This window comes from Campylobacter sp. CFSAN093241 (genome assembly GCF_012889595.1).
Classification (GTDB): Bacteria; Campylobacterota; Campylobacteria; order Campylobacterales; family Campylobacteraceae; genus Campylobacter_D; species Campylobacter_D jejuni.
On record NZ_CP040612.1, the window covers coordinates 1589494 to 1611613 of the forward strand.

At 31.2% G+C, this 22120-nt stretch carries 19 protein-coding genes, 5 tRNA genes and 2 pseudogenes; 14 read left to right on the top strand and 12 right to left on the bottom strand.

Annotated elements, in window-relative coordinates; genetic code table 11:
- The first annotated feature begins 72 nt into the window (after positions 1 to 72).
- From FBE96_RS08075 to traF, 9 genes are all read left to right on the top strand, one after another.
- The gene (locus FBE96_RS08075; RefSeq protein WP_002871895.1) at positions 73 to 276 is read left to right on the top strand and encodes a hypothetical protein; all 204 of its coding nucleotides are present in this window, start codon (positions 73 to 75) and stop codon (positions 274 to 276) included.
- A 351-nt stretch (positions 277 to 627) separates the two neighbouring features.
- Entirely contained in the window at positions 628 to 2718 is a 2091-nt protein-coding gene (locus FBE96_RS08080) for an FTR1 family protein (protein ID WP_002905879.1), read from the top strand.
- Complete coding sequence (locus tag FBE96_RS08085) at positions 2715 to 3254, top strand: iron transporter (RefSeq protein ID WP_002778842.1); 540 nt, start codon at positions 2715 to 2717, stop codon at positions 3252 to 3254. Before FBE96_RS08080 ends, FBE96_RS08085 begins: the two co-directional genes overlap by 4 nt.
- 82 nt (positions 3255 to 3336) lie before the next feature.
- Positions 3337 to 4740, top strand: a complete 1404-nt coding sequence (locus FBE96_RS08090; RefSeq protein WP_002873243.1) for a Fe-S-containing protein — start codon at positions 3337 to 3339, stop codon at positions 4738 to 4740.
- Positions 4727 to 6019: an ABC transporter permease gene (locus FBE96_RS08095; protein ID WP_072213559.1), complete on the top strand. Its 1293-nt coding sequence runs from the start codon at positions 4727 to 4729 to the stop codon at positions 6017 to 6019. The genes FBE96_RS08090 and FBE96_RS08095 overlap by 14 nt, the downstream gene beginning before the upstream one ends.
- The gene (locus tag FBE96_RS08100; protein WP_002851556.1) at positions 6009 to 7127 is read left to right on the top strand and encodes an FtsX-like permease family protein; all 1119 of its coding nucleotides are present in this window, start codon (positions 6009 to 6011) and stop codon (positions 7125 to 7127) included. The genes FBE96_RS08095 and FBE96_RS08100 overlap by 11 nt, the downstream gene beginning before the upstream one ends.
- A complete protein-coding gene (locus tag FBE96_RS08105) occupies positions 7124 to 7777 on the top strand; it encodes an ABC transporter ATP-binding protein (RefSeq protein ID WP_002860103.1) in 654 nt (217 codons plus the stop codon). Before FBE96_RS08100 ends, FBE96_RS08105 begins: the two co-directional genes overlap by 4 nt.
- Positions 7774 to 8262 carry a TlpA disulfide reductase family protein gene (locus FBE96_RS08110; RefSeq protein WP_145599605.1) on the top strand — a complete coding sequence of 163 codons (489 nt, stop codon included), beginning with the start codon at positions 7774 to 7776 and terminating at the stop codon, positions 8260 to 8262. Before FBE96_RS08105 ends, FBE96_RS08110 begins: the two co-directional genes overlap by 4 nt.
- Positions 8223 to 8726: a conjugal transfer protein TraF gene (gene traF, locus FBE96_RS08115; RefSeq protein ID WP_002851157.1), complete on the top strand. Its 504-nt coding sequence runs from the start codon at positions 8223 to 8225 to the stop codon at positions 8724 to 8726. Before FBE96_RS08110 ends, traF begins: the two co-directional genes overlap by 40 nt.
- Positions 8727 to 8735: 9 nt before the next feature.
- Here traF and FBE96_RS08120 read toward each other — a convergent pair whose 3' ends face one another.
- The 12 genes and pseudogenes from FBE96_RS08120 to recA form a co-directional block, all read right to left on the bottom strand.
- Positions 8736 to 9173 carry a DUF411 domain-containing protein gene (locus tag FBE96_RS08120; RefSeq protein ID WP_002851451.1) on the bottom strand — a complete coding sequence of 146 codons (438 nt, stop codon included), beginning with the start codon at positions 9171 to 9173 and terminating at the stop codon, positions 8736 to 8738.
- A gap of 298 nt (positions 9174 to 9471) precedes the next feature.
- A pseudogene (locus FBE96_RS08125) lies at positions 9472 to 9888 on the bottom strand (hypothetical protein).
- 174 nt (positions 9889 to 10062) lie between these two features.
- Positions 10063 to 10147: transfer RNA gene (locus tag FBE96_RS08130), tRNA-Leu, on the bottom strand.
- Between the two features lie 4 nt (positions 10148 to 10151).
- Positions 10152 to 10228: transfer RNA gene (locus tag FBE96_RS08135), tRNA-Arg, on the bottom strand.
- 14 nt (positions 10229 to 10242) lie between these two features.
- A tRNA-Arg gene (locus FBE96_RS08140) sits at positions 10243 to 10319 on the bottom strand.
- 3 nt (positions 10320 to 10322) lie between these two features.
- Positions 10323 to 10399 (bottom strand) — tRNA-His (locus FBE96_RS08145).
- Between the two features lie 24 nt (positions 10400 to 10423).
- Positions 10424 to 10501, bottom strand: a tRNA-Pro gene (locus tag FBE96_RS08150).
- Positions 10502 to 10543: 42 nt separating this feature from the next.
- Positions 10544 to 11392 (bottom strand): DNA ligase, encoded by an 849-nt coding sequence (locus FBE96_RS08155; RefSeq protein WP_002851175.1) that lies wholly within the window; start codon positions 11390 to 11392, stop codon positions 10544 to 10546.
- Positions 11392 to 12054: a glycoprotein CgpA gene (cgpA, locus tag FBE96_RS08160; protein ID WP_002851387.1), complete on the bottom strand. Its 663-nt coding sequence runs from the start codon at positions 12052 to 12054 to the stop codon at positions 11392 to 11394. Before cgpA ends, FBE96_RS08155 begins: the two co-directional genes overlap by 1 nt.
- Positions 12044 to 12247 carry a hypothetical protein gene (locus FBE96_RS08165; RefSeq protein ID WP_002839177.1) on the bottom strand — a complete coding sequence of 68 codons (204 nt, stop codon included), beginning with the start codon at positions 12245 to 12247 and terminating at the stop codon, positions 12044 to 12046. Before FBE96_RS08165 ends, cgpA begins: the two co-directional genes overlap by 11 nt.
- Positions 12248 to 12312: 65 nt before the next feature.
- On the bottom strand, positions 12313 to 13557 hold the full coding sequence (eno, locus tag FBE96_RS08170; protein ID WP_002851519.1) for a phosphopyruvate hydratase: 1245 nt from the start codon (positions 13555 to 13557) through the stop codon (positions 12313 to 12315).
- Positions 13557 to 14588: a recombinase RecA gene (gene recA, locus FBE96_RS08175; protein ID WP_002851424.1), complete on the bottom strand. Its 1032-nt coding sequence runs from the start codon at positions 14586 to 14588 to the stop codon at positions 13557 to 13559. The genes eno and recA overlap by 1 nt, the downstream gene beginning before the upstream one ends.
- 105 nt (positions 14589 to 14693) lie before the next feature.
- Here recA and FBE96_RS08180 point away from each other — a divergent pair, with 105 nt between their 5' ends.
- From FBE96_RS08180 to FBE96_RS08200, 5 genes and pseudogenes are all read left to right on the top strand, one after another.
- Positions 14694 to 15554, top strand: coding sequence for a menaquinone biosynthesis family protein (locus FBE96_RS08180; protein ID WP_002857964.1), 861 nt, complete (start codon positions 14694 to 14696; stop codon positions 15552 to 15554).
- A gap of 11 nt (positions 15555 to 15565) precedes the next feature.
- A complete protein-coding gene (fliQ, locus tag FBE96_RS08185) occupies positions 15566 to 15835 on the top strand; it encodes a flagellar biosynthesis protein FliQ (protein WP_002851290.1) in 270 nt (89 codons plus the stop codon).
- A complete protein-coding gene (locus tag FBE96_RS08190; RefSeq protein WP_002858257.1) occupies positions 15832 to 16608 on the top strand; it encodes a UDP-N-acetylmuramate dehydrogenase in 777 nt (258 codons plus the stop codon). The genes fliQ and FBE96_RS08190 overlap by 4 nt, the downstream gene beginning before the upstream one ends.
- Positions 16609 to 16799: 191 nt before the next feature.
- Positions 16800 to 20164: pseudogene (locus FBE96_RS08195) on the top strand (hypothetical protein).
- A 201-nt stretch (positions 20165 to 20365) separates the two neighbouring features.
- Positions 20366 to 22120 carry a hypothetical protein gene (locus FBE96_RS08200; protein WP_002851245.1) on the top strand — a complete coding sequence of 585 codons (1755 nt, stop codon included), beginning with the start codon at positions 20366 to 20368 and terminating at the stop codon, positions 22118 to 22120.

Sequence of the window (22120 nt, forward strand, 5' to 3'; positions counted from 1 at the left end):
TTTTATCTTATTTTATACAATTTTAATATAATCTAAAATTATAATTTTAAATGAGAAATCAGGAGCTTGCTAATGTTACTTAACACGCCTTGCAGGGGGATAGTAGATACAAATTTTGAAAGCAAAAGAATTAGCATAACTTCAACTTTAAAATTTCAAGAAAAAAAAGAAAAAGTAGAAGCTAAGGCTGAGAAAGAAGAAGCAAATAAAGACAATAGCAATTCTACAAACACAAATACCAATAAAAAAGATAAACTTTTGGATATATCTGCTTAGTCTAAAATATACTATAGCTATATCTCCTTAAAGAATACGCAATAAATGATTTTTTGATTTTTATTAAGCTTTTAAAACATCGAAAAAAGGAAAAATTAAAAAACACAAAAACAATATCCCAAAATCCATAGCTTAGAAGAAGACCTTGCGATACTTAAAAACAACCCATATTAAATCACAAAAATAAAATATATTTAAATATTTATTAAAATACATTTTATAATTTAATAAAAAAATATTATCAACATAAAAGCTTATTTTTTAGTTCTATTTAAGATTTTTAGTATTATACTAGCCATTATTTATTTTGATAATAAATATTATTTTTATCAAAAATCAAGGGTAATGATAATGAAAATTTTTAAAATTATATTTTTAATTATAGGTATTTTTTTATCAAGCTCAGCTTTTGCTAGGGTAGATGATTATATTAATGAAGCAAATCTTATCAAAGATATGCTAAAACAAAGCATAGAAACTTATAAAAAGGGCGATAATCTAGGCGCCAAAAAGCTTAGCGAAGATGCGTATTTTCAACATTTTGAAAATATGGAAGGCCCAATAGGAAGAAACATAGGAAGAAAAGCTATCACTATGGAACGTAAATTTGTAAATTTGCGTCGCATGTATAAAGATGAAGCTCCTTTAACACAAATTAATGCTTTAATTGATAGTCTTTATTATGATCTTGATGAAGTAGCTCCGATTTTACAAAATGGATATCGTTTAAAAGCAGAAGCAAGCGATATAAACTATGATAAGGCTAAAGCTGAAAAATCAAGCCTAGAAGCCAATGCCAAACGCGAAGCTGATGCAGAAGCTTTAATCGCACAAATGATGGGTGTAGATAAAAAAGATTTAGCACAAAGCTCTTTAACCACCCAAGCTCCTATACCTGTAAATAATGATACAAGCAAACTTACAGATGATAATGCAAGCGCTGATTTACAAGCTGCCGCTGCAATGGACGCAAGATTGCAATTTATACTAGATAATATCTCTACCAAATTTTCACAGGCAGCTAATGCTTTTAAAGAAAAAAACTACCAAACTAGTAAAGATTTTTTAAATGATGCCTTATTTAGTGATTATCGCAATACCAAAGTAGAAATTTTAGTAAATAAATTTACCAAAGCAGGAAACGATCAAAAAATTCAACAAGCCATACGCACCCTTATACGCCAAATCAACGATGCAAAAATAGATGAAAAAGGCTTAAGAGATGGCTTAGATAACATAGAAGAACAAATTTTTGATGTTTTCTTACAAATTCCAAATTCAGAACTTTCAAGTTTGCAAATTTCAGGCTTTAATGATGAAACAAAAGGCAAAGATTATGCCAAAGTTTCTAATGATATCAAACTTGCTTTAGATGGAATTTTAAAAAATTATGATGGCTTTAGTGCTTCTATAGTAGATGATTTACAAGGAATTTATCTAGATATTTTTGAAGCAAGCGGTATGGAAAATAAAATCGGTGCTGTAGATAGCGGCTTAAAACTTAAAATAGAAAGTTTATTTTCCAAAGGCGTGGCACTGATTAAAGCAAGTGCAGATAAAAAAGAGCTTGAAGCTACTTTTAATGACTTAGAACAACTCATAGCAAACAGTGTGGATAAAATTCAAGATTCTACTCCTTATTCGCTGTTTATATGGGCTTTAGGTATTATTTTGCGTGAAGGCTTGGAAGCTTTGATTATCGTTGTAGCCATTGTTTCTTATCTTGTGCAAAGTGGCAACAAAAATCGTTTAAATATCGCCTATAGTGCTCTTTTTACAGGAGTAATTTTAAGTTTTGTTACCGCTTTTGGAGTTTCTTGGCTATTTAAAGAAAATGCAGGACAAAGTAGAGAGCTTATAGAGGGTATTACCATGCTTATAGCCGTATTACTACTCTTTTATGTGGGCTTTTGGCTACTTTCAAACGCACAAAATAAAAAATGGACAAGCTTTATCAAACAAGGTGCTATAGATGCTATATCAAACAATAGTGCAAAAACCCTTTGGATTACCGTATTTTTAGCTGTTTATAGAGAAGGTGCAGAAACTGTGCTTTTTTATCAAGCCTTGCTTTTTGATGCTAAAACAAGCACTGATTTTGGTGCTGTTTTTGGCGGACTTGGACTTGGAATTTTAATACTTATTGTTTTATATTTTCTTTTAAAAGCAGGAGCCATTCGCATACCTGTAAAACAATTTTTCTATATCACTTCTTACATTATTTTTTACATGGTTTTTGTTTTTACAGGCAAAGGCATAGCCGAACTCATAGAAGGAAAAGTCATCATTCCTAGTCTTATACCTATGAATTTTGAACCGATTTTATGGCTTGGAATTTATCCTTACTATGAAACTTTAATCCCTCAATTTATAGTTTTAATTATGCTAATTATTGGCATTTTAATAACAAAACAAATTTCAAAAAAAGGAGTAAAATCATGATAAAAAAAGTTTTATCAGTAGTTGCTGCAGCTGCGGTTATTAGTACAAATTTATTTGCAGGCGAAGTGCCGATCGGCGATCCAAAAGAACTTAATGGCATGGAAATAGCCGCTGTTTATTTACAACCTATTGAAATGGAGCCAAGAGGTATTGATTTAGCTGCATCTTTAGCAGATATTCACCTAGAAGCTGACATTCACGCACTTAAAAACAATCCAAATGGTTTTCCAGAAGGTTTTTGGATGCCTTATTTAACTATAGCTTATGAACTTAAAAATACCGACACAGGTGCAATTAAACGTGGAACTTTGATGCCTATGGTGGCTGATGATGGTCCTCACTATGGTGCAAATATTGCTATGGAAAAAGATAAAAAAGGTGGCTTTGGCGTAGGAAATTATGAACTTACTTTTTATATCTCAAATCCAGAAAAACAAGGTTTTGGACGCCATGTTGATGAAGAAACAGGTGTGGGTAAGTGGTTTGAACCTTTTAAAGTAGATTATAAATTCAAATACACAGGCACGCCAAAATAATTTTACGCTCGGATTTTCCGAGTGTTTGAATATTTTTATTTTTATTTGAAAAATTAAAATAACAATGTTTAAAGAGTAAATTATGAGTATATATTTTGTGCATTTTCTTATCAGTGTTTTACCGCTAAGTATTTTAATGGCCTTTATCACTCCTAATAAAAAATATATTTTTAAAAGTTTTTTAGTAGTTTTTTTGGGCTTTTTATTTGGATATTTTGCTTTTTTTATCGCAGCACAATTTTTAAAAACCGAAAATTTAATCTTTAATTTTGATTTTGTTTTTATAGGTTTATTGCTAGTAAGCTTTATATTTTATTTTTGGAAAAAAATTGAAATTTTAAATTTTATTTTATTGGGAATTTTAAGTTTTTGCACCGCTTTGCATTATTATTTTTTAAGTCAAGATTTCCCTATTTTTACTAGCTCTTTAATCGATAGCGAAGGTATAAGTTCTTTAGGTTTTATTGCTTTAGCCTTGCTTGTTTGTATTTTGATTTTCTTCTTTTTAAAATGGCAAAAAAATTTTAATCAAAAAACAAGCTTTATGCTGTTTTTACTGCTTATCCTTATAGAAAGCGATAAAGCTCTAGCCAATATCTTGCTTACTTTAATGCGAAATTCCATCATAGAAACTCATGCTTTTTTGGTGAGTTTTGTAGGAAAAAGTAATTATTTTGGTGTTTTTGGAATTTATGTTTATTTAATTTTCATCACTTTTTTAGCATTCTTAAGCTTAAAAATTCGCAAAAAAAATATAAGCAAAAAACAAATTTTAGATATAAATTATCGCAAAAACGAAGCTAAAACAAATCTTATTAATCGCTATTTTTCCAGTGTTTTTATCTCCTGTGTTGTAAGTTTTTGCATTGTTTTATACTTTTTTATGGTAAGCTCTAAGCCTTTAACCATAGATGAGCCTAAAGAAATTTTACCCGATAAGAATGGCAAATTTATCTTTGATATAGCTCTTTTAAGGGACAACAAACTCCACCGCTTTGCTTATATCAGTGCTGAAGGCAAAGTGATAAGGTTTTTTCTTATCAACAAAAGAGAAGATAAGGATTCTCCTGTAGCTGTTTTTGATGCTTGTATGATTTGTGGAGATATGGGCTATATCAAAAAAGATGGACAACTCATTTGCATTTCTTGCAATGTGCGTATTTTCTTGCCAAGTGTAGGTAAAAGCGGGGGTTGCAATCCTATCCCACTCAAATACGAATACGATGGTAAAAAAATCACCATAGATGTTAAAGATGTAATAGCAGGATCTAATTATTTTAGTCAAATCAAAGAAATTGAAGTGCAAGATCCTGTATCAAAAACAAAGGTTATAAACACCCAAGCTCCTTTTTCTTATAGCTATAAAGGGGTTACTTATTATTTTTCAAATCAAAACAACTATGAAGAATTTAAAAAAGATCCTACAAAATATGTAGAAGAAAACGAAGCCCAATTTTTAATCCAAAGGAGAAATGATGTTGGCTAAAATGATTTTTAACTCTATATTTAAAAACAAAATTCAAAAATTTTTAGCCTTTCTTACTTGTTTTTTAGCCACGCTTTTGCTCTCTACTATGCTAAATATTACCCTAAGTATAGGTGATGAAGTAACTAAACAACTCAAAAGCTATGGCTCTAATATCCTTGTTTTACCCAAAGGCTCAAGCCTTAGTATAGAAATAGGTAATGAACTTTATGAACCCTTAAAAAACAAAAACTACCTAGAAGAAAAAAATTTATATATGATTAAAGACATTTATTGGCGTAACAACATCACCGCACTTGCTCCTTTTTTGGAAGGTAAAATCACAATTGAAAACTCCCAGCAAAAAGCACTTATTTATGGTGCTTATTTTCAAAAAGCCATAAAAATTAAAGATGATGATGATTTTATCACAGGTATAAAAAGTCTTTATCCTTATTTAGCAGTGCAAGGAGAATGGGCAAAAGATGATAGCAATGAAATCATGCTAGGCGAAGACTTTGCTAAAAACAATAAACTAAAATTAGGAGATACTATCAAACTCATAGGAGAAAACAATCAAAGCAAAGAAGCAAAAATCGTAGGCATTTTACTTCATGCCAATCCTAAAATGTCAAATAAAATCATCGCTCCTTTAAATTTAGCTCAAGATTTACTCAACAAACAAGGGCTTTACTCAAGTACAGAAGTAAGAGCTTTTACCATACCTGAATCAGCCCTTTCTGAAAAAGTACGTCGCATGGGCGAAGAAAAATTAGATCAGTTAGAATATGACAAATGGTATTGCTCAGCTTATGTAGGCTCAATCGCTAGTCAAATTAGCGATGGCTTGCCAGGTGCTGATGCAAAAGCTCTAAATGCTATAAGCGATGCTCAAAGCTTGGTGGTTAAAAAGATCCAATCCTTAATGGGCATTACTTGCATTATTTGTCTTATTGTTGCAAGTATTGCGATTTCAAGTCTAATGAGTTCTGAAATTCATCGTAGAAAAAAAGAAATAGGACTTTTAAAAGTACTTGGTGCTAATACTTTTCAAATTTATCTCATCTTTGCTAGTGAAAATTTAATCGTAGCTTTATTTGCTGCTTTACTTGGATTTATTTTTGGCACAGCACTTTCTCAAATCATCAGTCTTAGTATTTTTGGATATTTTATTGATATAGCCTTTGTAGCTTTACCTTTAAGCTTTATTTTTGCAGGACTTATTGCCTTACTTGGTTGCTTGCTTCCTATCAAAAATATCACACAACTTTCAGCTGCAGGAGTGCTTTATGGTAGATAAGTTTTTCCTCAATGAGCTTTTTAAAAGCATTAGCTTTTCTTATCAAAGACTTTTTATTATAGTTTTAAGTGTTTTTATAGGAGCACTTACTTGCTCAGCTTTTTTAAATATTTATTTTGATATCGACATCAAACTTTCTAAAGAATTAAAAGCTTATGGAGCAAATGTAATGATAAGTCCCAAGCAGGATGAAAATTTTATCTCCAATACTGAGTATGAAAAAATAAAAGAAAATTTAAAGGCTAGAGCTTTAACTCCTTTTTTGTATGATTTTTTAAATTTAGGCAGTACAAGCGGGGTGGTTTTAGGCACTGATTTTAGGGCTTTAAAAATCACTAAACCTTTTTTAGAAGTTAAAGAAGGAAGCTTTTCTCTAAATGATTTTGATGAAAATTCAGCCTTTTTAGGAGTTAATTTAGCCAAGCAACTAGGCCTAAAAGCAGGCAATGAACTTCAAATTTATAATCCAAACAACGGAAAAAGCATAAAACTTACCATAAAAGGCATACTTTCAAGCAATGATGAATTTGATAGCATTGTTTTAGCCCCTTTAAGCGTGGTGCAAAATTTAAGCGATAGAGCCGGTATTAACTATGCTAATGCTGTAGTTTATGGAAATTTTGATGAAGTTAAAGCCAAAACACAAGCAATCAGCAATGAATTCATCGATGCAAAACCTATATCTTCAGTATCCTTAAGTGAAGGTTTAGTACTTGGAAAAATCAAAGCTTTAATGTTTTTAATCATACTTGTGGTATTGATCATAGTTACTACTAGCGTTAATACAACTTTAAGTTCTATTATATTTTCTCGCAAAAAAGAAATCGCACTGCGTTTAGCCTTGGGTGCGAAAAAAAGTGAAATTTTTAAACTTTTTGCTAGTGAATGCTTTATAGTAAGTTTTTTTGCTAGTTTAATCGGAGCTTTTTGTGGGATATTTTTAGCCAATGTTTTTGGTTATTTAATTTTTAATTCTAGTATTGATTTTAGATTTATAGCTGTTTTTATAGCCTTAATCATTTCTTTGATTTTTGCCTTTTTGGCTGCATTTTTTCCTATAAAAAGAGCATTAAAAATCAATGTGTGTGAAAATTTGAAAGGTGAATGATGAAAAAAGAACTTATTAAAATAAACAATTTAAATAAAGAATTTGGCAAAGTTAAAGCCTTAAACAATATCAACTTAAGCGTCTATGAAGGAGAATGGCTTGCCATCATGGGTCCATCAGGAAGTGGAAAATCAACACTTTTAAACATACTATCGCTCATGGATACTCCAAGCTCTGGAGAGTATATCTTGGATAATGAAAACCTAGAGCAAATGGATGAAGAGCAAAAAATCACCTTGCGTCGTGAAAAAATAGGGCTTGTCTTTCAACAATTTCATCTTATCCCCTATCTTAACGCCTTAGAAAATGTTATGCTCTCTCAGTATTATCACTCAAGTGTAGATGAAGAAGATGCCAAAATGGTTCTTGAAAAAGTAGGACTTTCGCATAGACTCACTCATTTACCTAGCCAATTAAGTGGCGGAGAACAACAAAGAGTTTGTATAGCAAGAGCTTTAATCAACAACCCAGAGCTTTTACTCGCAGATGAACCCACAGGAAATTTAGATGAAGCCAATGAACAAATCGTTCTTCAAACCTTGCAAAAATTAAAAAATGAAGGTAAAACCATAGTTTTAATCACACACAATCCTGATTTAGCCAAATTCGCAGATCGAACCCTTATCTTACAACATGGGGTGTTAAAATGAAAAAAAGCCTTTTAATCTTAAGCATTTTGTTTTTACTCAATGCTTGTTCTTTTGAAAATTCAAAAGATACTGGAAAAGTTGGAGAAAAAAGCGCTGAAATTTCAGCTAAAGATACTTTAGGAAAAGCTGTAAAACTTGCTGATGATAATACAAGTTTAAAAGTCTTAGTCTTTTTTCAAAATGGCTGCCCTTCTTGCTTAAAAGAACTCCCTTCTTTAGATGAATTCATACAAAATCACCCCAATAAAATCAGTGTTTATGCTATAAATTCCATCGATAATGCCAATGTGGTTAAGGTTTTAGCCGAACAATTTGACTTTAAAAATGTAAAAGTTTTAAAAGACGATCTTAAAATCACCAATGATCGTTACGCTGTGTTTGCAACCCCTACTACCATCATCATTAAAGATAGGATGATAAAAGATAGAATTTTAGGAGAAAAACCATGGGAATTTTTCGAATCCAAGCTTATTTCTTTGCTTTAATCATAGCTTTATTTTTTGTAGCTTGTGATAGTGGAGAAAATTTTAAAGCTTTAAATAGCGATAAAACCTATAATTTTGCCTACAATGGTTTTGAAAAAAGCCTAAAACTAAATGATAAAGCACAAAATTTTGCCTTAGTATTTTTCACAAAAGATTGCGGAGTTTGCAAAGAACAAATTCCTATTTTACAGAATTTGGCTAAAAATTATGATTTTAATATCTTTGTGGTTTTAGGCGATGCAAACGATGCAAACGATGCAAAAGCTTGGGCTGATGAAAAAGGTTTATCTAATTTAGCAATGTTTTATGAAAAAAGAGCAGCTAAATACCTTTCAAGTGCCATTGGGGAAATATATGGAGTACCTGTGCTTAGTTTTTTCAAAGAAGGAAAAATGGATGAAAAATTCATAGGCTTAACTCCTTATAGCATACTTGAAAAAGAAATCAAAAAAGTAAAAAGCTAAAAATTTACTTTAAAGCTTTTTATCCCCTATAAAATATCCATAAAGCTCATAGCTTCCATCTTTTTTCATCAAAATTACAGGATATTTTTCACTATAACCTTGTTCCATTCCTGGACTTCCTTGCGGCATGCCAGGAGCTGAAATTCCTATAACATCTTTAGGTTTGTTTTCAAGCAACCATGCTATAGCACTTTCAGGAACATGCCCTTCAATAGCATAGCCTTCAATCACACCTGTATGGCAACTTTGATACTCATCTTTTATACCCATTTTTTCTTTGATTTTAAGAAAATCATTGGTTTTATGAACACTAACCTCATAACCCTTAGCTTTCATATAATCAGCCCAAAGATCACAACAGCCACAAGTAGGACTTTCATAAATTTGTATTTCCTTAGCCTGCGTAAGAGTGAGTAAAAAAAGAATGGTTAAAATTGTTTTTTTCATAATTGCTATCCTAAGTAAAAAATATATAATAATACTTTTATAAAGTTAATATCATCACATTTTTAACACTAAAAATGAATTTACAAAAATTTAATCAAGAAAAGACTTTTAATGAGTGTTGATTTTGTCTTTGCAGCAAAGATATAAAAGATAAAACGATTTAAAAAACTAGAAATTTTTAACTTAAAAAGCTTAAAATTTAGATATATTTTATACTTACTATGTTTTTTCATAGTATGTTCTAATGGTGGATTTCCGCCAAGAGTGAAAACTCAAGGCGGATTTTTATTTGCAATATTTACTTAATAGAATAATTATGATCAGCTGTGCCTCCACATAAATACCCCTTCTTATCAAAACTTGCAATTTCGCAAGAAAGAGTAGATAATCTAGCTCTTTTACCATCACTAGTTAATATAAGAACTTGTTTATAATAAACATAATTGCTTTTATCTGAATATTCTTTTTGTATTATAGCTTGAGTTGAATTATAAGTTCTTGGATCAACTTTTGCAACAATATCTGCTTCATAAAAAGTTGCCTTTTTAAAAAGTGGCTCAGTTAAAGTTGATTTTATACTCTCTTGGAAATATTTGTTTTACATTTCGCTTGCTGAAACTGGAACTAAATCTTTTTTATTGATAACTATCAAATCTGCAAATGCTGACACATTTAAAGCAACTAAAACTGCTAAAACTAAACCTAATTTTTTCATTTTATCTCCTTGAATTGAATTTTGTATATTTGAATTATTTTTCAAATCTTTTGCAAGATAATTTTTAAATTTATCTAAATTAAATTTGCATTTTATCTAACAATCATAAGAAATTTTAAAATGAAATAAAAATTTATGAGAAATCAACTCTTATTTGAAAATGATAAAAGTAAGTGGTGCGGATGAAAGGACTTGAACCTTCACGCATTGCTGCACCAGATCCTAAGTCTGGCGTGTCTGCCAATTTCACCACATCCGCAAAGTGGTACGCCCAAGAGGATTCGAACCTCTGACCTACGGCTTAGAAGGCCGTTGCTCTATCCAGCTGAGCTATGAACGCATATAAAATCTTGGTGGTGCGCCCGATAGGAATCGAACCCATAACCTACAGATCCGAAGTCTGTCGCTCTATCCAGTTGAGCTACGAGCGCTAGTGGGGTGAGTGATGGGAATTGAACCCACGACCCTCAGGACCACAATCTGATGCTCTAACCGACTGAGCTACACTCACCATTTTGTATAAATTTATAAAAAATGGTCGGGGTGAAAGGATTCGAACCTTCGGCCCCTTGGTCCCAAACCAAGTGCGCTAACCAGACTGCGCTACACCCCGAATAAATAAAAGGAAATATTTTATCACAAAATAATTTTAAAGTCAAGGATTTTCATCTCTTATTCTTAAAAACACCGGAAAGCGAGGTAAGGAATTTTTGGTCAATCCATTAAATTTATAAGTCACAATACTACCAATTTTTGGAGGATTTTTTCTATCTTCATCTTTTAAACCACTGCCTATTTTAATGATTTGTCCATTAGGCATTTTACAAAGTAAGGCACCTACTTGATTTTCAAATTTACCCTTGCCCTTGCGAAATCCTACCAACTCACATTCTGCATCATCATAGGGTTTTAATTTCGTGGCATTTTTACTTCTGCCTTTTTCATAAGGACTTAAATTTTTGCGTATAACAATACCTTCACCTTGATTTTTTATAATGCTTTCGTAAAATTGATTTAAATTATTTTGATTTTCAACTGGAATTTGAGAAATAATTTTTATATAGGCACTAGGATATTTTTGCAAATACTCTTCTAAAACAGCCAAACGATTTTTAAGAGTGCAAGTAGAAATTTGAAATTCTTCGCAAGCATTTGGTACATCAAAAATATTATAAGTTACTTCCTTCCATAAGGTCAAATTGCTATCGCCACTACGAATTAAAGCTGAAATTTCATCAAATTTATTTCTTGCTATCCAAAGCTCACCATCAATAGCAAAAGGAGGGAAATTTTTTGTAAAAAAGTCAGGAGTTTTTATTTTGTAGTTTTGGCGAGTTTTTAGATATTTCCCATCCCAAATTCCACGCACTCCATCAAGTTTTTCGCTCATCAAATAAGCATTAAAATCTTTAGAGTTAAAATCTTGCTTATCGAATTTGCTAAGAAGTAAAATTTCATTAGCAAAAACTAAACAAGCACAACATATTAAAAAAACAAACCTCATCAAAGCAGATTAATCATATATCCAGTTGCATCTTTTTGAATATTATAATTATAAGTTCCATCAAGATATATTACAAGTCGATAATATCCTTTATGAGATCCAAAGTCTATGCGTTTAAAAATAGAATTGCTAAGGCGTATGTTTTTTGTAGGGCTAATCATTTTAGATCTAAAATCTATAACGATTTTACTTGGATTTCCTACTGAAAAATCTGTAATCATTTCATCACTAGTGTTAAGTTTTATTTTATTTTTATAAACCGCATAAGAAATAAAATCATAAATCTTTGCAACCTGTAAAGGTATTTCAACATTGGCTGTTGAGTTTGATTCTTGTTTAGAGCTATTTTTTTCAGGTATAGTAACTGAAACATCAAGTACTTTTGAAGGATCAGGGCTTTTAAATCTTGATATAGTATAAGTATCGTGCCAATCAATACTTTTATTGACATCTAAATCGATCTTATCTTCACTTCCGTCTAAATTGATATAATTAAAAGTGATGCTTTTTAAAATTCTTGCACTAGAATTAAATTTAACTTCCTCTTTTTGAAATTCAGGTGGAGCAACCAAGGTTATATTTTGATCTGTCTTGAAAGGATTTTCATCAGCATATAAAAGAGAGGTAAAAATAAAAAATATTGCCAAAATTCTAGTTTTCATTTGGGTATAATCCTTTTAATTCAAAATAATCTTTTTGTGCTTTAGCATTTTGTTCTTTGAGCAAAATAATCTTTTTATTAAGCTCTTCTTTGGTATTTTCTAAGCTTAATAAAGTATCTAAAGAATACTGCCCAAAAAACATATTGCCAAAATAAATCGCTCCAATTACAACAAGAAAAGCCCAAAAAATCATTTTTATAACATGGGTATAAAAACTTTTTTTTCTTGTGCTTTCGTCGTATTCTTTAAGTAAATCGCTCAGAGCTTTTCTCCTAAATATTCATCGCTTTCAAATTCAATTTCAAGTAAGCGATTGTATTTTGCGGTTCTTTCGCCTCTTGCTAGGGCTCCTGTTTTAATTTGTCCTGTATTTAAAGCCACAGCAAAATCCGCTATAAAAGCATCTTCACTTTCGCCGCTTCTATGACTCATCACACATTTATAGTTATTTCTTTGCGCTAAACGCACAGTTCTCATAGTTTGGGTAATAGTTCCGATTTGATTTGGTTTGATAAGTACAGCATTTGCCATTTTTTTGATGATACCTTCTCTTAAAATATCTTCATTGGTCACAAACAAATCATCGCCTACAAGCTGAATTTTATTGCCTAATTTTTCAGTCAGCTTGATCCAGCCTTCAAAGTCATTTTCAGCTAAGCCATCTTCGATACTGCAAATTGGATATTTTGCACAAAGTTCTACATAGCGTTCGATCAAAGCCTCGCTTGAAAAAGCCTTGCCTTCCATGTGGTATTTACCATCTTTGAAAAATTCTGTACTTGCCACATCAAGAGCAATTTTTACACGATTTTCATAACCTGCTTTTTTGATACAAGTCATTAAAAGATCGATAGGTTCTGTGTTGTTAGCTAAATTTGGAGCAAAACCGCCTTCATCACCTAAAGCCGTAGAATGTCCAGAATTTGCGAGTTCTTTTTTTAATATCGCATAAATTTCACAAACTGAACGCAAAGCTTCTTTAAAGCTAGTAAAACCAAAAGGCATGATCATAAATTCTTGAAAATCTACATTGTTGTTTGCATGAGCACCGCCATTTATGATATTACACATTGGCACGGGTAAAATGCTCGCATTTGCACCACCTAAGTAGCGATATAAAGGCATTCCCAAAGCAGCTGCAGCCGCACGAGCTGTTGCCATAGATACGCCTAAAGTCGCATTTGCACCTAAATTTGAGTAATTATTTGTTCCATCGAGCTCACGCAAAGTATCATCAAGTTGAGTTTGATTAAAAGCATCTAGTCCTAAAATTTCATCTGCAATGGTCTCATTGACATTTGCAACAGCTTTTAAAACGCCTTTTCCGCCAAATCTTTCATCATTATCACGCAATTCTAAGGCTTCTTTTGAACCTGTACTTGCACCACTTGGAACTATGGCCGCACCTACACTTCCATCGCTTAGCGTAACTTCGGCTTTTACGGTTGGATTTCCTCTACTATCAAGAACTTCATAGGCTCTAACATCTTCAATTACTAACATTATTCTTCTCCTTCGTCATCTTCGCTACCGCTGATCATACCTTCTATTCCCATAGAATTTTGAATTGCTTTTGTGATTTCATCTGCAATTTCAGGGTTTTCTTTTAAGAAAGCTTTTGAATTTTCTCTACCTTGTCCAAGTTTTTTATCTTTATAAGAAAACCACGCACCACTTTTATCTACGATATCAAGTTTTACACCATAATCGATCAATTCACCTTCACGGCTTAAACCCTCTCCAAACATCACATCAAATTCAGCTTGTCTGAATGGAGGAGCAACTTTATTTTTAACTACTTTTACTTTAACGCGGTTTCCTATAGGTTCTTCGTTTTGTTTTAAGGTTGCTACTTTTCTAACATCTAAACGCACAGAAGCATAAAATTTTAATGCATTTCCACCTGTTGTGGTTTCAGGAGTACCATAACCCATAGCACCGATTTTCATACGAATTTGGTTGATAAAAATTACTGTGGTATTCATTTTATGAACTATACCTGTAAGTTTTCTTAGAGCTTGAGACATAAGTCTTGCTTGAAGTCCTACATGTTGATCGCCCATATCGCCTTCAATTTCTGCTTTTGGAGTAAGTGCTGCAACGCTATCTACTACGATAAGATCTACTGCGCCACTTCTTGCTATAGTTTCTACAATTTCTAAGGCTTGTTCTCCAAAATCAGGCTGAGAAACATACAAATCATCTGTATTTACACCCAAATTTTTAGCATATTTTACATCAAGCGCATGTTCTGCATCGATAAAAGCACAAACTCCACCTGCTTTTTGGCATTCTGCGATAATATGTAAAGTTAGAGTGGTTTTACCTGAACTTTCAGGTCCATAAATTTCTATAATTCTTCCTTTTGGAACACCGCCTATACCTAAAGCAAGATCAAGCCCAACTGAACCTGTGCCTATGCTATCGATTTGCTCGACTTCTTTATCCCCTAGTCTTAAAATAGTGCCTTTTCCAAAGGTTTTATCTAAACTTTTTAGGGCAGCGTCTAGAGATTTTCTTTTATTATCATCCATAACTTTCCTTAAAAATTCTAAATTTTTAGTTAGAATTCTAACAAAATAAAATTAAATAATGATTTATTTTGCTAGAATTAAAGCAAAGATTTAAAGGAAGCATAGATGAAAAAAATTACTATTGCACATTCTCCTGATGCTGATGATATTTTTATGTATATGGCAATTAAATTTGGGTGGATAGGGAATGATTTTGCTTATGAAAATACAGCTTTAGATATACAAACTTTAAATGAATTTGCCTTGAAAAATGAATTTGATGCTACGGCTATTTCTTTTGGGCTTTATCCTTTAATCGCTTCTGAGTATGCACTTTTACGCACAGCAGTGAGTTTTGGTGAAGGTTATGGGCCAAAACTCATCAAGAAAAAAGACACGCATTTAAAAAGAAATTTTAAAGTCGCTTTGAGTGGAGCAAATACCACCAATGCTTTGATTTTTCGCATGAAATATCCTGAAGCAAGAATTATTTATAAGAATTTTTTAGACATTGAAAATGCGGTTTTAAGTGGCGAAGTAGATGCGGGGGTTTTGATCCATGAAAGCATTTTAAATTTTGATCAAAGTCTTTACGTGGAAGCAGAACTTTGGGATATATGGCTTGAATTTGCTAAAGAAAATTTGCCTTTGCCTTTAGGCGGAATGGCTTTGCGTCGTTCTTTACCTTTAAGCGACGCGATTAAGATCGAAAGAGATTTAACCAATGCTGTAAAAATTGCCGATGCAAATCGTAAAATTTTAGCCCCTATGCTTATGGAAAGAAAACTTATCCGTGTTGATGAAGAAAAACTTGATACTTATCTTAATTTATATGCCAATAAAAACTCTATTAGCATGAATCAAACTCAACTTTTAGCTGTAGATACGCTTTTTAAACTAGGATATGATTATAAATTTTATGATAAAATCATACATGTAAATGATTTTCTTATCCCTAGCGAATACGAAGAAGCTAGAAATTCTTAAAAAGGATAAAAATGGATGAAAGTACCTTAGTTGCTCTTGGAGTGCAAACCTTTAAAATCACACTTTTACTTTCCTTGCCTATGCTTTTAGCAGGACTTATTGCAGGGCTTGTGATCAGTATTTTTCAAGCAACTACACAGATTAACGAAATGACACTTTCTTTTGTTCCTAAAATCATCTTGGTTGTAGTTATTTTAATCTTTTTAATGCCTTGGATGACTACAACTATGATTGATTTTACTGAGAATATACTAAATCAAATTCCAACTTTTATCAAATGATCATTGATTTTAAAAAATACTCTTCTGTGCGTATAGGAAATGAATTTGAAGTTTTAGTTTTGGATCAAATTTGTGATTTTGATGGTTTTTTAATAGGTGGTGCAAACAACCTTTTAGTTAGTCCAAAACCTAAAAATATAGGAATTTTAGGAGATGGTTTTAATTTTATACAAATTTTAGATCGGAATAAAGATTTTATACATCTTCGCATAGGCTGCAAAACAAAATCAAGTAAAATGTATCGCTTTGCCAAAGAAAACAATCTTAAGGGTTTTGAGTATTTAAGCAAAATTCCTGGTACACTTGGCGGGCTTTTGAAAATGAATGCAGGACTTAAAGGAGAGTGTATCAGTCAAAATTTAATCAAAATTGCTACTTCTCAAGGCGAAATTCTAAGAGCAAATATAAATTTTGATTATCGTTTTTGTCCTTTAAATACGCATTTTTTTTGGGCTGAATTTAAACTAAACTTTGGCTTTGATACCCTTAAAGATGAAGCTTTAAAAAATGCAAGAAGCAACCAACCTAGTGGAGCAAGCTTTGGCTCTATCTTTAAAAATCCGAAAAACGACTTTGCAGGACGTTTAATCGAAGCTGTAGGACTTAAAGGATTTAGCAAGGGAGATGCTATGTTAAGCGATAAACACGCAAATTTTTTAATTAATAAAAAAAATGCAAGTTTTGAAGATGCGTTTTTTCTTATCGAATTGGCTAGAAAAAAAGTCTTTGAAGAATTTGGCACAAACTTAGAAAATGAAGTGATTATAATCTAAACACACAAAACAATAAAAGTCTAAAAAATTTACTCTTAATCTAACTTTAAATAAAATACAAATTCAAACCATATAGTTTTATAATAATAAGTATTTAATAATATTTTAATATTCTGTCGTTTTATTTTGTATTTTATATTATTTTTAAAAAATATAATATATAGAACAAATTATAAAGGGAGGAAAATCTTATGAAAAATATCACATTAACTAAAATACCTATAGGAGAGGGCAAAGAACCCTGTTTAAATTCTAAAAAGATAGTTTTATCTTTAGCTACTATTTCTTTTTTGGCAAGTTGTGCTAATGCTAAATTAAATTCTGAAATAAAAACTTATGATGAAGTTAATAAAAATGTTAAAACTAGATCAGCAAGTGTTTATAGCCCTCAAGCTAAGATCAATACGACTATAAATTCTTTACACAATCAACAAGTAACTATTACTGGAAATGGAACATCAAATTCTTTAACAATCGGATCAAGTGGAACTCTAGGTAGCATAGGCAATACAGGTAAAATCATCTATGCCCATGCTAATGGTAGCAACACTCTTACTCTTGCAAATCTTACTAATAATAGAACTATTAATGGTAAGATTGGTATAGAAAACAATGGTAATTTTACAGGAACTATTGCTGTCAACACCTTTGAAAATACAGGTCAAATTAATGGACAAATTTACATGGGAATTTGGGGTAACAACTCAGGAACTCTTAATATAGATAAATTTGACAATAGTGGAACCATAATTGACAACAATAAAGGAGTTTTTTTGAAGGAAAGAATACCAACATACAAACCTTTAATAACAGTGGTTTTATTAGTGCAAATAAGGGTGTAGATATAGGCAACATAGGAACCATAAAAAATTTTAATAACAACGGAACTATACAAGGCTCAGAAGTGGGAGTGGCTATAAATACAAAAATAGATACTTTTACTAATAATGGTTTTATTAATTCCCCTGGTAGTGGACAATGGAATAATGGTATATGGATAAGTAGCAATGCTACCATAGAAAAGCTTGTTAACAATGGCACAATAAAAGGAGGACATTCTGCTATAATGGTAACATCTCAGCATATAAAAACTGTTGAAAATACAGGAATTATACATGCTGAAGGAGAATGGGGTTCTAGTATATTATTAGAATATGGTGGTTTTATAGAGCATATAATCAATACTGGAACCATAAGTAATAATAATGTTGGTATAGGTTCAGCTTATGGAGTATTTGAAACACTTACCATAAAAAATGGAGGTATGGTTTATGGAAAATACTCGGCAATAGGAGTGGGTCGATCGCAAACTCTAGGAGATTTATATATAGATGGACGTTCAAATAATGGCACAGTAAGTGGAATTTATAGTGAAGAACATGGAATTTTATTAAAGAATAACTCACGAACTCAAAAAATAGAACTTAAAAATGGTGGCATTATAAAAGGTAAGATCCATGGTATAAGATTGGATAATGGTGCCTCTTTAAGTGGAGAAATGATTTTATCTGGCGAAGGTTCTAGGGTAGAAGGTGGAAGTGGTGCTGGTATATTGAATCGAAGTGGAAAAATAGAAGGCTCTATAACCATAAAAGATGGAGCAACTGTTACGGCTACTTCGAATCACGCCATAGCTAACTATCGCTCAGGAAGTATAACAGGTGGTATTACTGTTAGTGGGAAAAACACTAAACTTCAAGGAAATATAATCAATACAGGTAATGCTTCTATAGGTAGTGATATCAAGATAGAAGGTGGAGCTAAGGTAGAAGGTGGTCTTGTTAATCAAGGTAATGGAAGTATCTCAGGAAGTGTTCAAGTAAGTGGTGGTGGTAGTATTGATTCCATTACCAATGAGGGTAATGGAGCTATTTCTGGTTCAATTACTGTAGATAAAGATAGTAAACTTGATTCTATCACTAACACTTCTACATCATCTACAGGTATAAGTGGTTCTATTACTAACAATAGTGATAATAAACTTGAAATTTCTAATTCAGGTAATATCGGTGGTAAGATTGAAAGTACAGGTAGTGCTGATATGGTGATTAGCAATAGTAATGGTGGAACTATTAGTGGCGGTATTAGTTCTTCAGGAAGTGGAAGCACTAGTATTTCCAATTCACAAGGCTCAACCATAAATAACGGCATCACTGTTTTAGGATCAGCACAAGTTGAAATCTCCAATCAAGGCTCAGTAGGTAAAGATGAAAATGGTAATACAGTAACTAACAATGGTAGTGGTAGTGTTGGAATCAAAGATTGGCTTGTTTCTACAGATAAAAACACAGGTAAATTAAACACTGTGGTTATAGGTGGAAGTAGAGCTTTTAATGTAAAAGTAGAAAACATCACCGTAGATCAAAGCAATGTTGATCTTGAAGAGCTAAACGATATAAACAACATCATCTCAGGTGTTAATCAAAACAATATTGGCAATATAGGAACCAATGGAAGTGGAGAAATATCTTTAAGCTATGATCCAATAACAGGAAAGCTTACTACAGATTTTAATCTTAATGCTTCCATATCAGGTGCAACCTTTAGATCTTTAATCTCTACTACTTCAAGAAGATCAACCTTTATAGATAATGTTATGGGTAATTCTATGCAAAGCTTTGCTTTAGCTTCTTCAAGTAAATCTCAAAGCATCGCTATGTCTGAAAAGGGTAATTTATATGCAGATGCAAGTGATTATATAAAGAGTGATTTAAATAATGGAAGCTATGGTTCTAATAAAGAACATTCTTTATTCATCCTTCCTTATACTTCTTCACAGAATGTTGAACTTTCTTTAAATGAAGAAAGTAAAGGACACACTAAAGGAACCATTATAGGTTATTCTACTTTAAAAGACAGTGGAATATATGGTGTGTATGCAGGTTATGAAGATACAAAAATGGGTTCAACTTATTTTGATATTAATAATAGAACCTATTATGCAGGTTTAAAATACTTTAATACCTTATTTACTACAGAAAAAGGTCAAGAAGTTTATATCAAAGCTCAAGGTAAAGCTGCTTTGATTAAAAATGATTTAACTGAAAAAATAGGAAATAATGAAGCTAAAGCTGAACCTAATTCTTATGCTTATGGAGTCAATACAGCCTTAGGTATGAATTTTATTTCTAATAAAGATATATTCTCTCCTGAAATAGGTCTTGCTTATGAAGGAGGTTATACTGAAGCTTTTTCTATGAAAGACACCATAGGACAAGCAACAGTTAAAGGTGGAGAAAGAACCTATGCAAACTATTTAAATCTTTTCTCTACTAAAACAAGTCTTACTTGGTTTAGAGATTGGTTGCCTAATTTAAAAACTTCAGTAGAACTTGGAGCTAAGTTTAATATCAATCCTAAAGTAGAAGCTGAGGCTAGATTTGGTAATATAAAAGTAAGTGATGAGTTTGATTTACCAAGAGTACAAAAATTTGTAAGCACTTCTTTTATCGTTCCTGTTAATGAAGCTTTCTATTTTAGTTTAAGCTATAATGGAATGTTTGATAAAGATGGCAATACCCATACAGGATTTGCTCAGTTTAATTATTTTTGGTAATCTTATAAAAGATAATACTTAGTTTAATTAGTTTACTCTCCTACTTGTTAAAAATTTCATCCTGATAATTTTAAAATTATTAGGATGGATGTTTTTATTGTATTTATTTTTGTTTTATTATTTAATTTTATAAAAATATAATTATCTTTTTATGCAACTTATAAGATAATATTGGATTTAATGTAACCATCAAGGAAAAATATGTTTGATAAAATTCATTATTATTATTTTAATGCTAATTATGAAAAATGTTTGAACTTGAGTGAGCAATTTTTAAAAGAAAGTCCAAAATTTGCTTTAGAATTTGCTACGCTTTCTTCTTATAAACTTTCTCTTTTTCAAAAAGCTTTATATTATGCTCAAGAGCTTTTTTCTTTAAATCCTACAAGTTTTAATGGTCTTATGCTTGCTAAAAGCTATATTGAAAATTTAAGACTTGATGAAGCCTTGAATTTATTACAAACACTTTTAACTCGCAAAGATGATTTAGAGGATGAACTTAAGTTAGAATTGGCTTTTATTTATAAACTGAGTAATAAACTAGAAGAATCTGAACAAATTTTCAAAGAATTGCTTTCTAAAGATATGTATAATCTTAATCTATGGAAAAATTATGCAGAAATTTATTTTAAACATGATTTTACTAAGGCATTAAATGCACATGAGCACTTGTGTCATTTTATGCAAGATCTGATTGATAAACTACAAAAAGGAATCATTGCTGAACAAACCAATCTTAATTTAGTCAAACTCGAAGATAGGCTTCATAGTAAAACCAAAGAAAATCTTACCATTTCTAAAATAGAAGATTTTTTAACTCATCAAATTTTACCCCAAAAAGCATACTTGCTTTTTAAGCTTTTTAGAATATCTGATTCTTTAGAACTTTTTCAATCACTACAAGAAGCCAATCAACACCATGCACAGTTTTGGCAAAACTATGCTAAGGTATTAGAATTTAACTCAAACTATCAAGAAGCTTATCATGCTTATAAAAAATGTCTTAGCTTGGATTCTCATGCAACCTATCAATTTGATTTGGCTTATCTTTTGATGCGTATGGGAGTGGATGATAATTTTGAAGAGGGCAAGAAATATTATGAAAGCAGATTATTTTATGCTCATAATGAAACTTTTTCTACTTATCATTATAATGAAAGCCTAAAAGCTTTTAATAAATTTGGCGTTGATGCTTTTAAAAATAAAGAAGTTTTAGTATTTTGCGAGCAAGGCTTTGGCGATACTATAATGTATGCAAGATGCTTAGAAAAACTTTGCAAAATCGCTTCAAAGGTTTTATTTGCTCCTCAAAGTGCCATGTATGAAATGTTTAAAAATCAAATCAAATTTTTAAATCAAAATGATGATATTTTTAAAAATGTAAAGGTTTTAAAAAATCTACCTACAAATTTTGATTATGCTATTCCTATTTGTTCTTTGCCTTTTTTTATTGATATTAAGCTTGATGAGATTTTACGATTAAAAACACCTATATTGCCACAGAAAAAACCGCATAATCAAAGAAAAAAACTTGGTATTTTTTATGCTACTCCTAATGCTGAAAATTCTGATTTATTAAGAAATGTAAAATTTGAATTTTTATTTGATGTATTAAAAGACTTAGATTATGAGATCATTTCTTTTCAAATGCAATTAAAAGAAGAATTGCCTAAGGTAATAGAAGATAGAAGCAAGCTTATAAAAAATTGGAATGATACTCTAAATTATTTATATGATATTGACTGTATGCTTAGTATTGATAGTGCTATAGCGCATTTAAGTTTAGCTATGGATATTCCTACTATAGTTCTTTTACATCCTAGGTTTGATTGGCGTTGGGGAAAATTTGAAAATCCTAAAAGTTATTTTTGGCCAAAAGCAAAATGTTTTATCATAAAAGAACAAGAAGAAACAAAAAGAAATTTGCAAAAACTGATTAAAGATATTTTAAACTAA

Bases quoted from the DNA above. Each gene is read 5' to 3' on its own strand.
- FBE96_RS08100 (WP_002851556.1), top strand. From the start codon at position 6,009: ATGGTAGATAAGTTTTTCCTCAATGAGCTTTTTAAAAGCATTAGCTTT.
- FBE96_RS08075 (WP_002871895.1), top strand. From the start codon at position 73: ATGTTACTTAACACGCCTTGCAGGGGGATAGTAGATACAAATTTTGAA.
- FBE96_RS08180 (WP_002857964.1), top strand. From the start codon at position 14,694: ATGAAAAAAATTACTATTGCACATTCTCCTGATGCTGATGATATTTTT.
- eno (WP_002851519.1), bottom strand. From the start codon at position 13,557: ATGTTAGTAATTGAAGATGTTAGAGCCTATGAAGTTCTTGATAGTAGA.
- FBE96_RS08190 (WP_002858257.1), top strand. From the start codon at position 15,832: ATGATCATTGATTTTAAAAAATACTCTTCTGTGCGTATAGGAAATGAA.
- FBE96_RS08110 (WP_145599605.1), top strand. From the start codon at position 7,774: ATGAAAAAAAGCCTTTTAATCTTAAGCATTTTGTTTTTACTCAATGCT.
- FBE96_RS08080 (WP_002905879.1), top strand. From the start codon at position 628: ATGAAAATTTTTAAAATTATATTTTTAATTATAGGTATTTTTTTATCA.
- FBE96_RS08120 (WP_002851451.1), bottom strand. From the start codon at position 9,173: ATGAAAAAAACAATTTTAACCATTCTTTTTTTACTCACTCTTACGCAG.
- FBE96_RS08105 (WP_002860103.1), top strand. From the start codon at position 7,124: ATGATGAAAAAAGAACTTATTAAAATAAACAATTTAAATAAAGAATTT.
- FBE96_RS08155 (WP_002851175.1), bottom strand. From the start codon at position 11,392: ATGAGGTTTGTTTTTTTAATATGTTGTGCTTGTTTAGTTTTTGCTAAT.
- traF (WP_002851157.1), top strand. From the start codon at position 8,223: ATGGGAATTTTTCGAATCCAAGCTTATTTCTTTGCTTTAATCATAGCT.
- FBE96_RS08165 (WP_002839177.1), bottom strand. From the start codon at position 12,247: ATGATTTTTTGGGCTTTTCTTGTTGTAATTGGAGCGATTTATTTTGGC.
- fliQ (WP_002851290.1), top strand. From the start codon at position 15,566: ATGGATGAAAGTACCTTAGTTGCTCTTGGAGTGCAAACCTTTAAAATC.
- FBE96_RS08085 (WP_002778842.1), top strand. From the start codon at position 2,715: ATGATAAAAAAAGTTTTATCAGTAGTTGCTGCAGCTGCGGTTATTAGT.
- FBE96_RS08095 (WP_072213559.1), top strand. From the start codon at position 4,727: ATGATGTTGGCTAAAATGATTTTTAACTCTATATTTAAAAACAAAATT.
- cgpA (WP_002851387.1), bottom strand. From the start codon at position 12,054: ATGAAAACTAGAATTTTGGCAATATTTTTTATTTTTACCTCTCTTTTA.
- FBE96_RS08090 (WP_002873243.1), top strand. From the start codon at position 3,337: ATGAGTATATATTTTGTGCATTTTCTTATCAGTGTTTTACCGCTAAGT.
- FBE96_RS08200 (WP_002851245.1), top strand. From the start codon at position 20,366: ATGTTTGATAAAATTCATTATTATTATTTTAATGCTAATTATGAAAAA.
- recA (WP_002851424.1), bottom strand. From the start codon at position 14,588: ATGGATGATAATAAAAGAAAATCTCTAGACGCTGCCCTAAAAAGTTTA.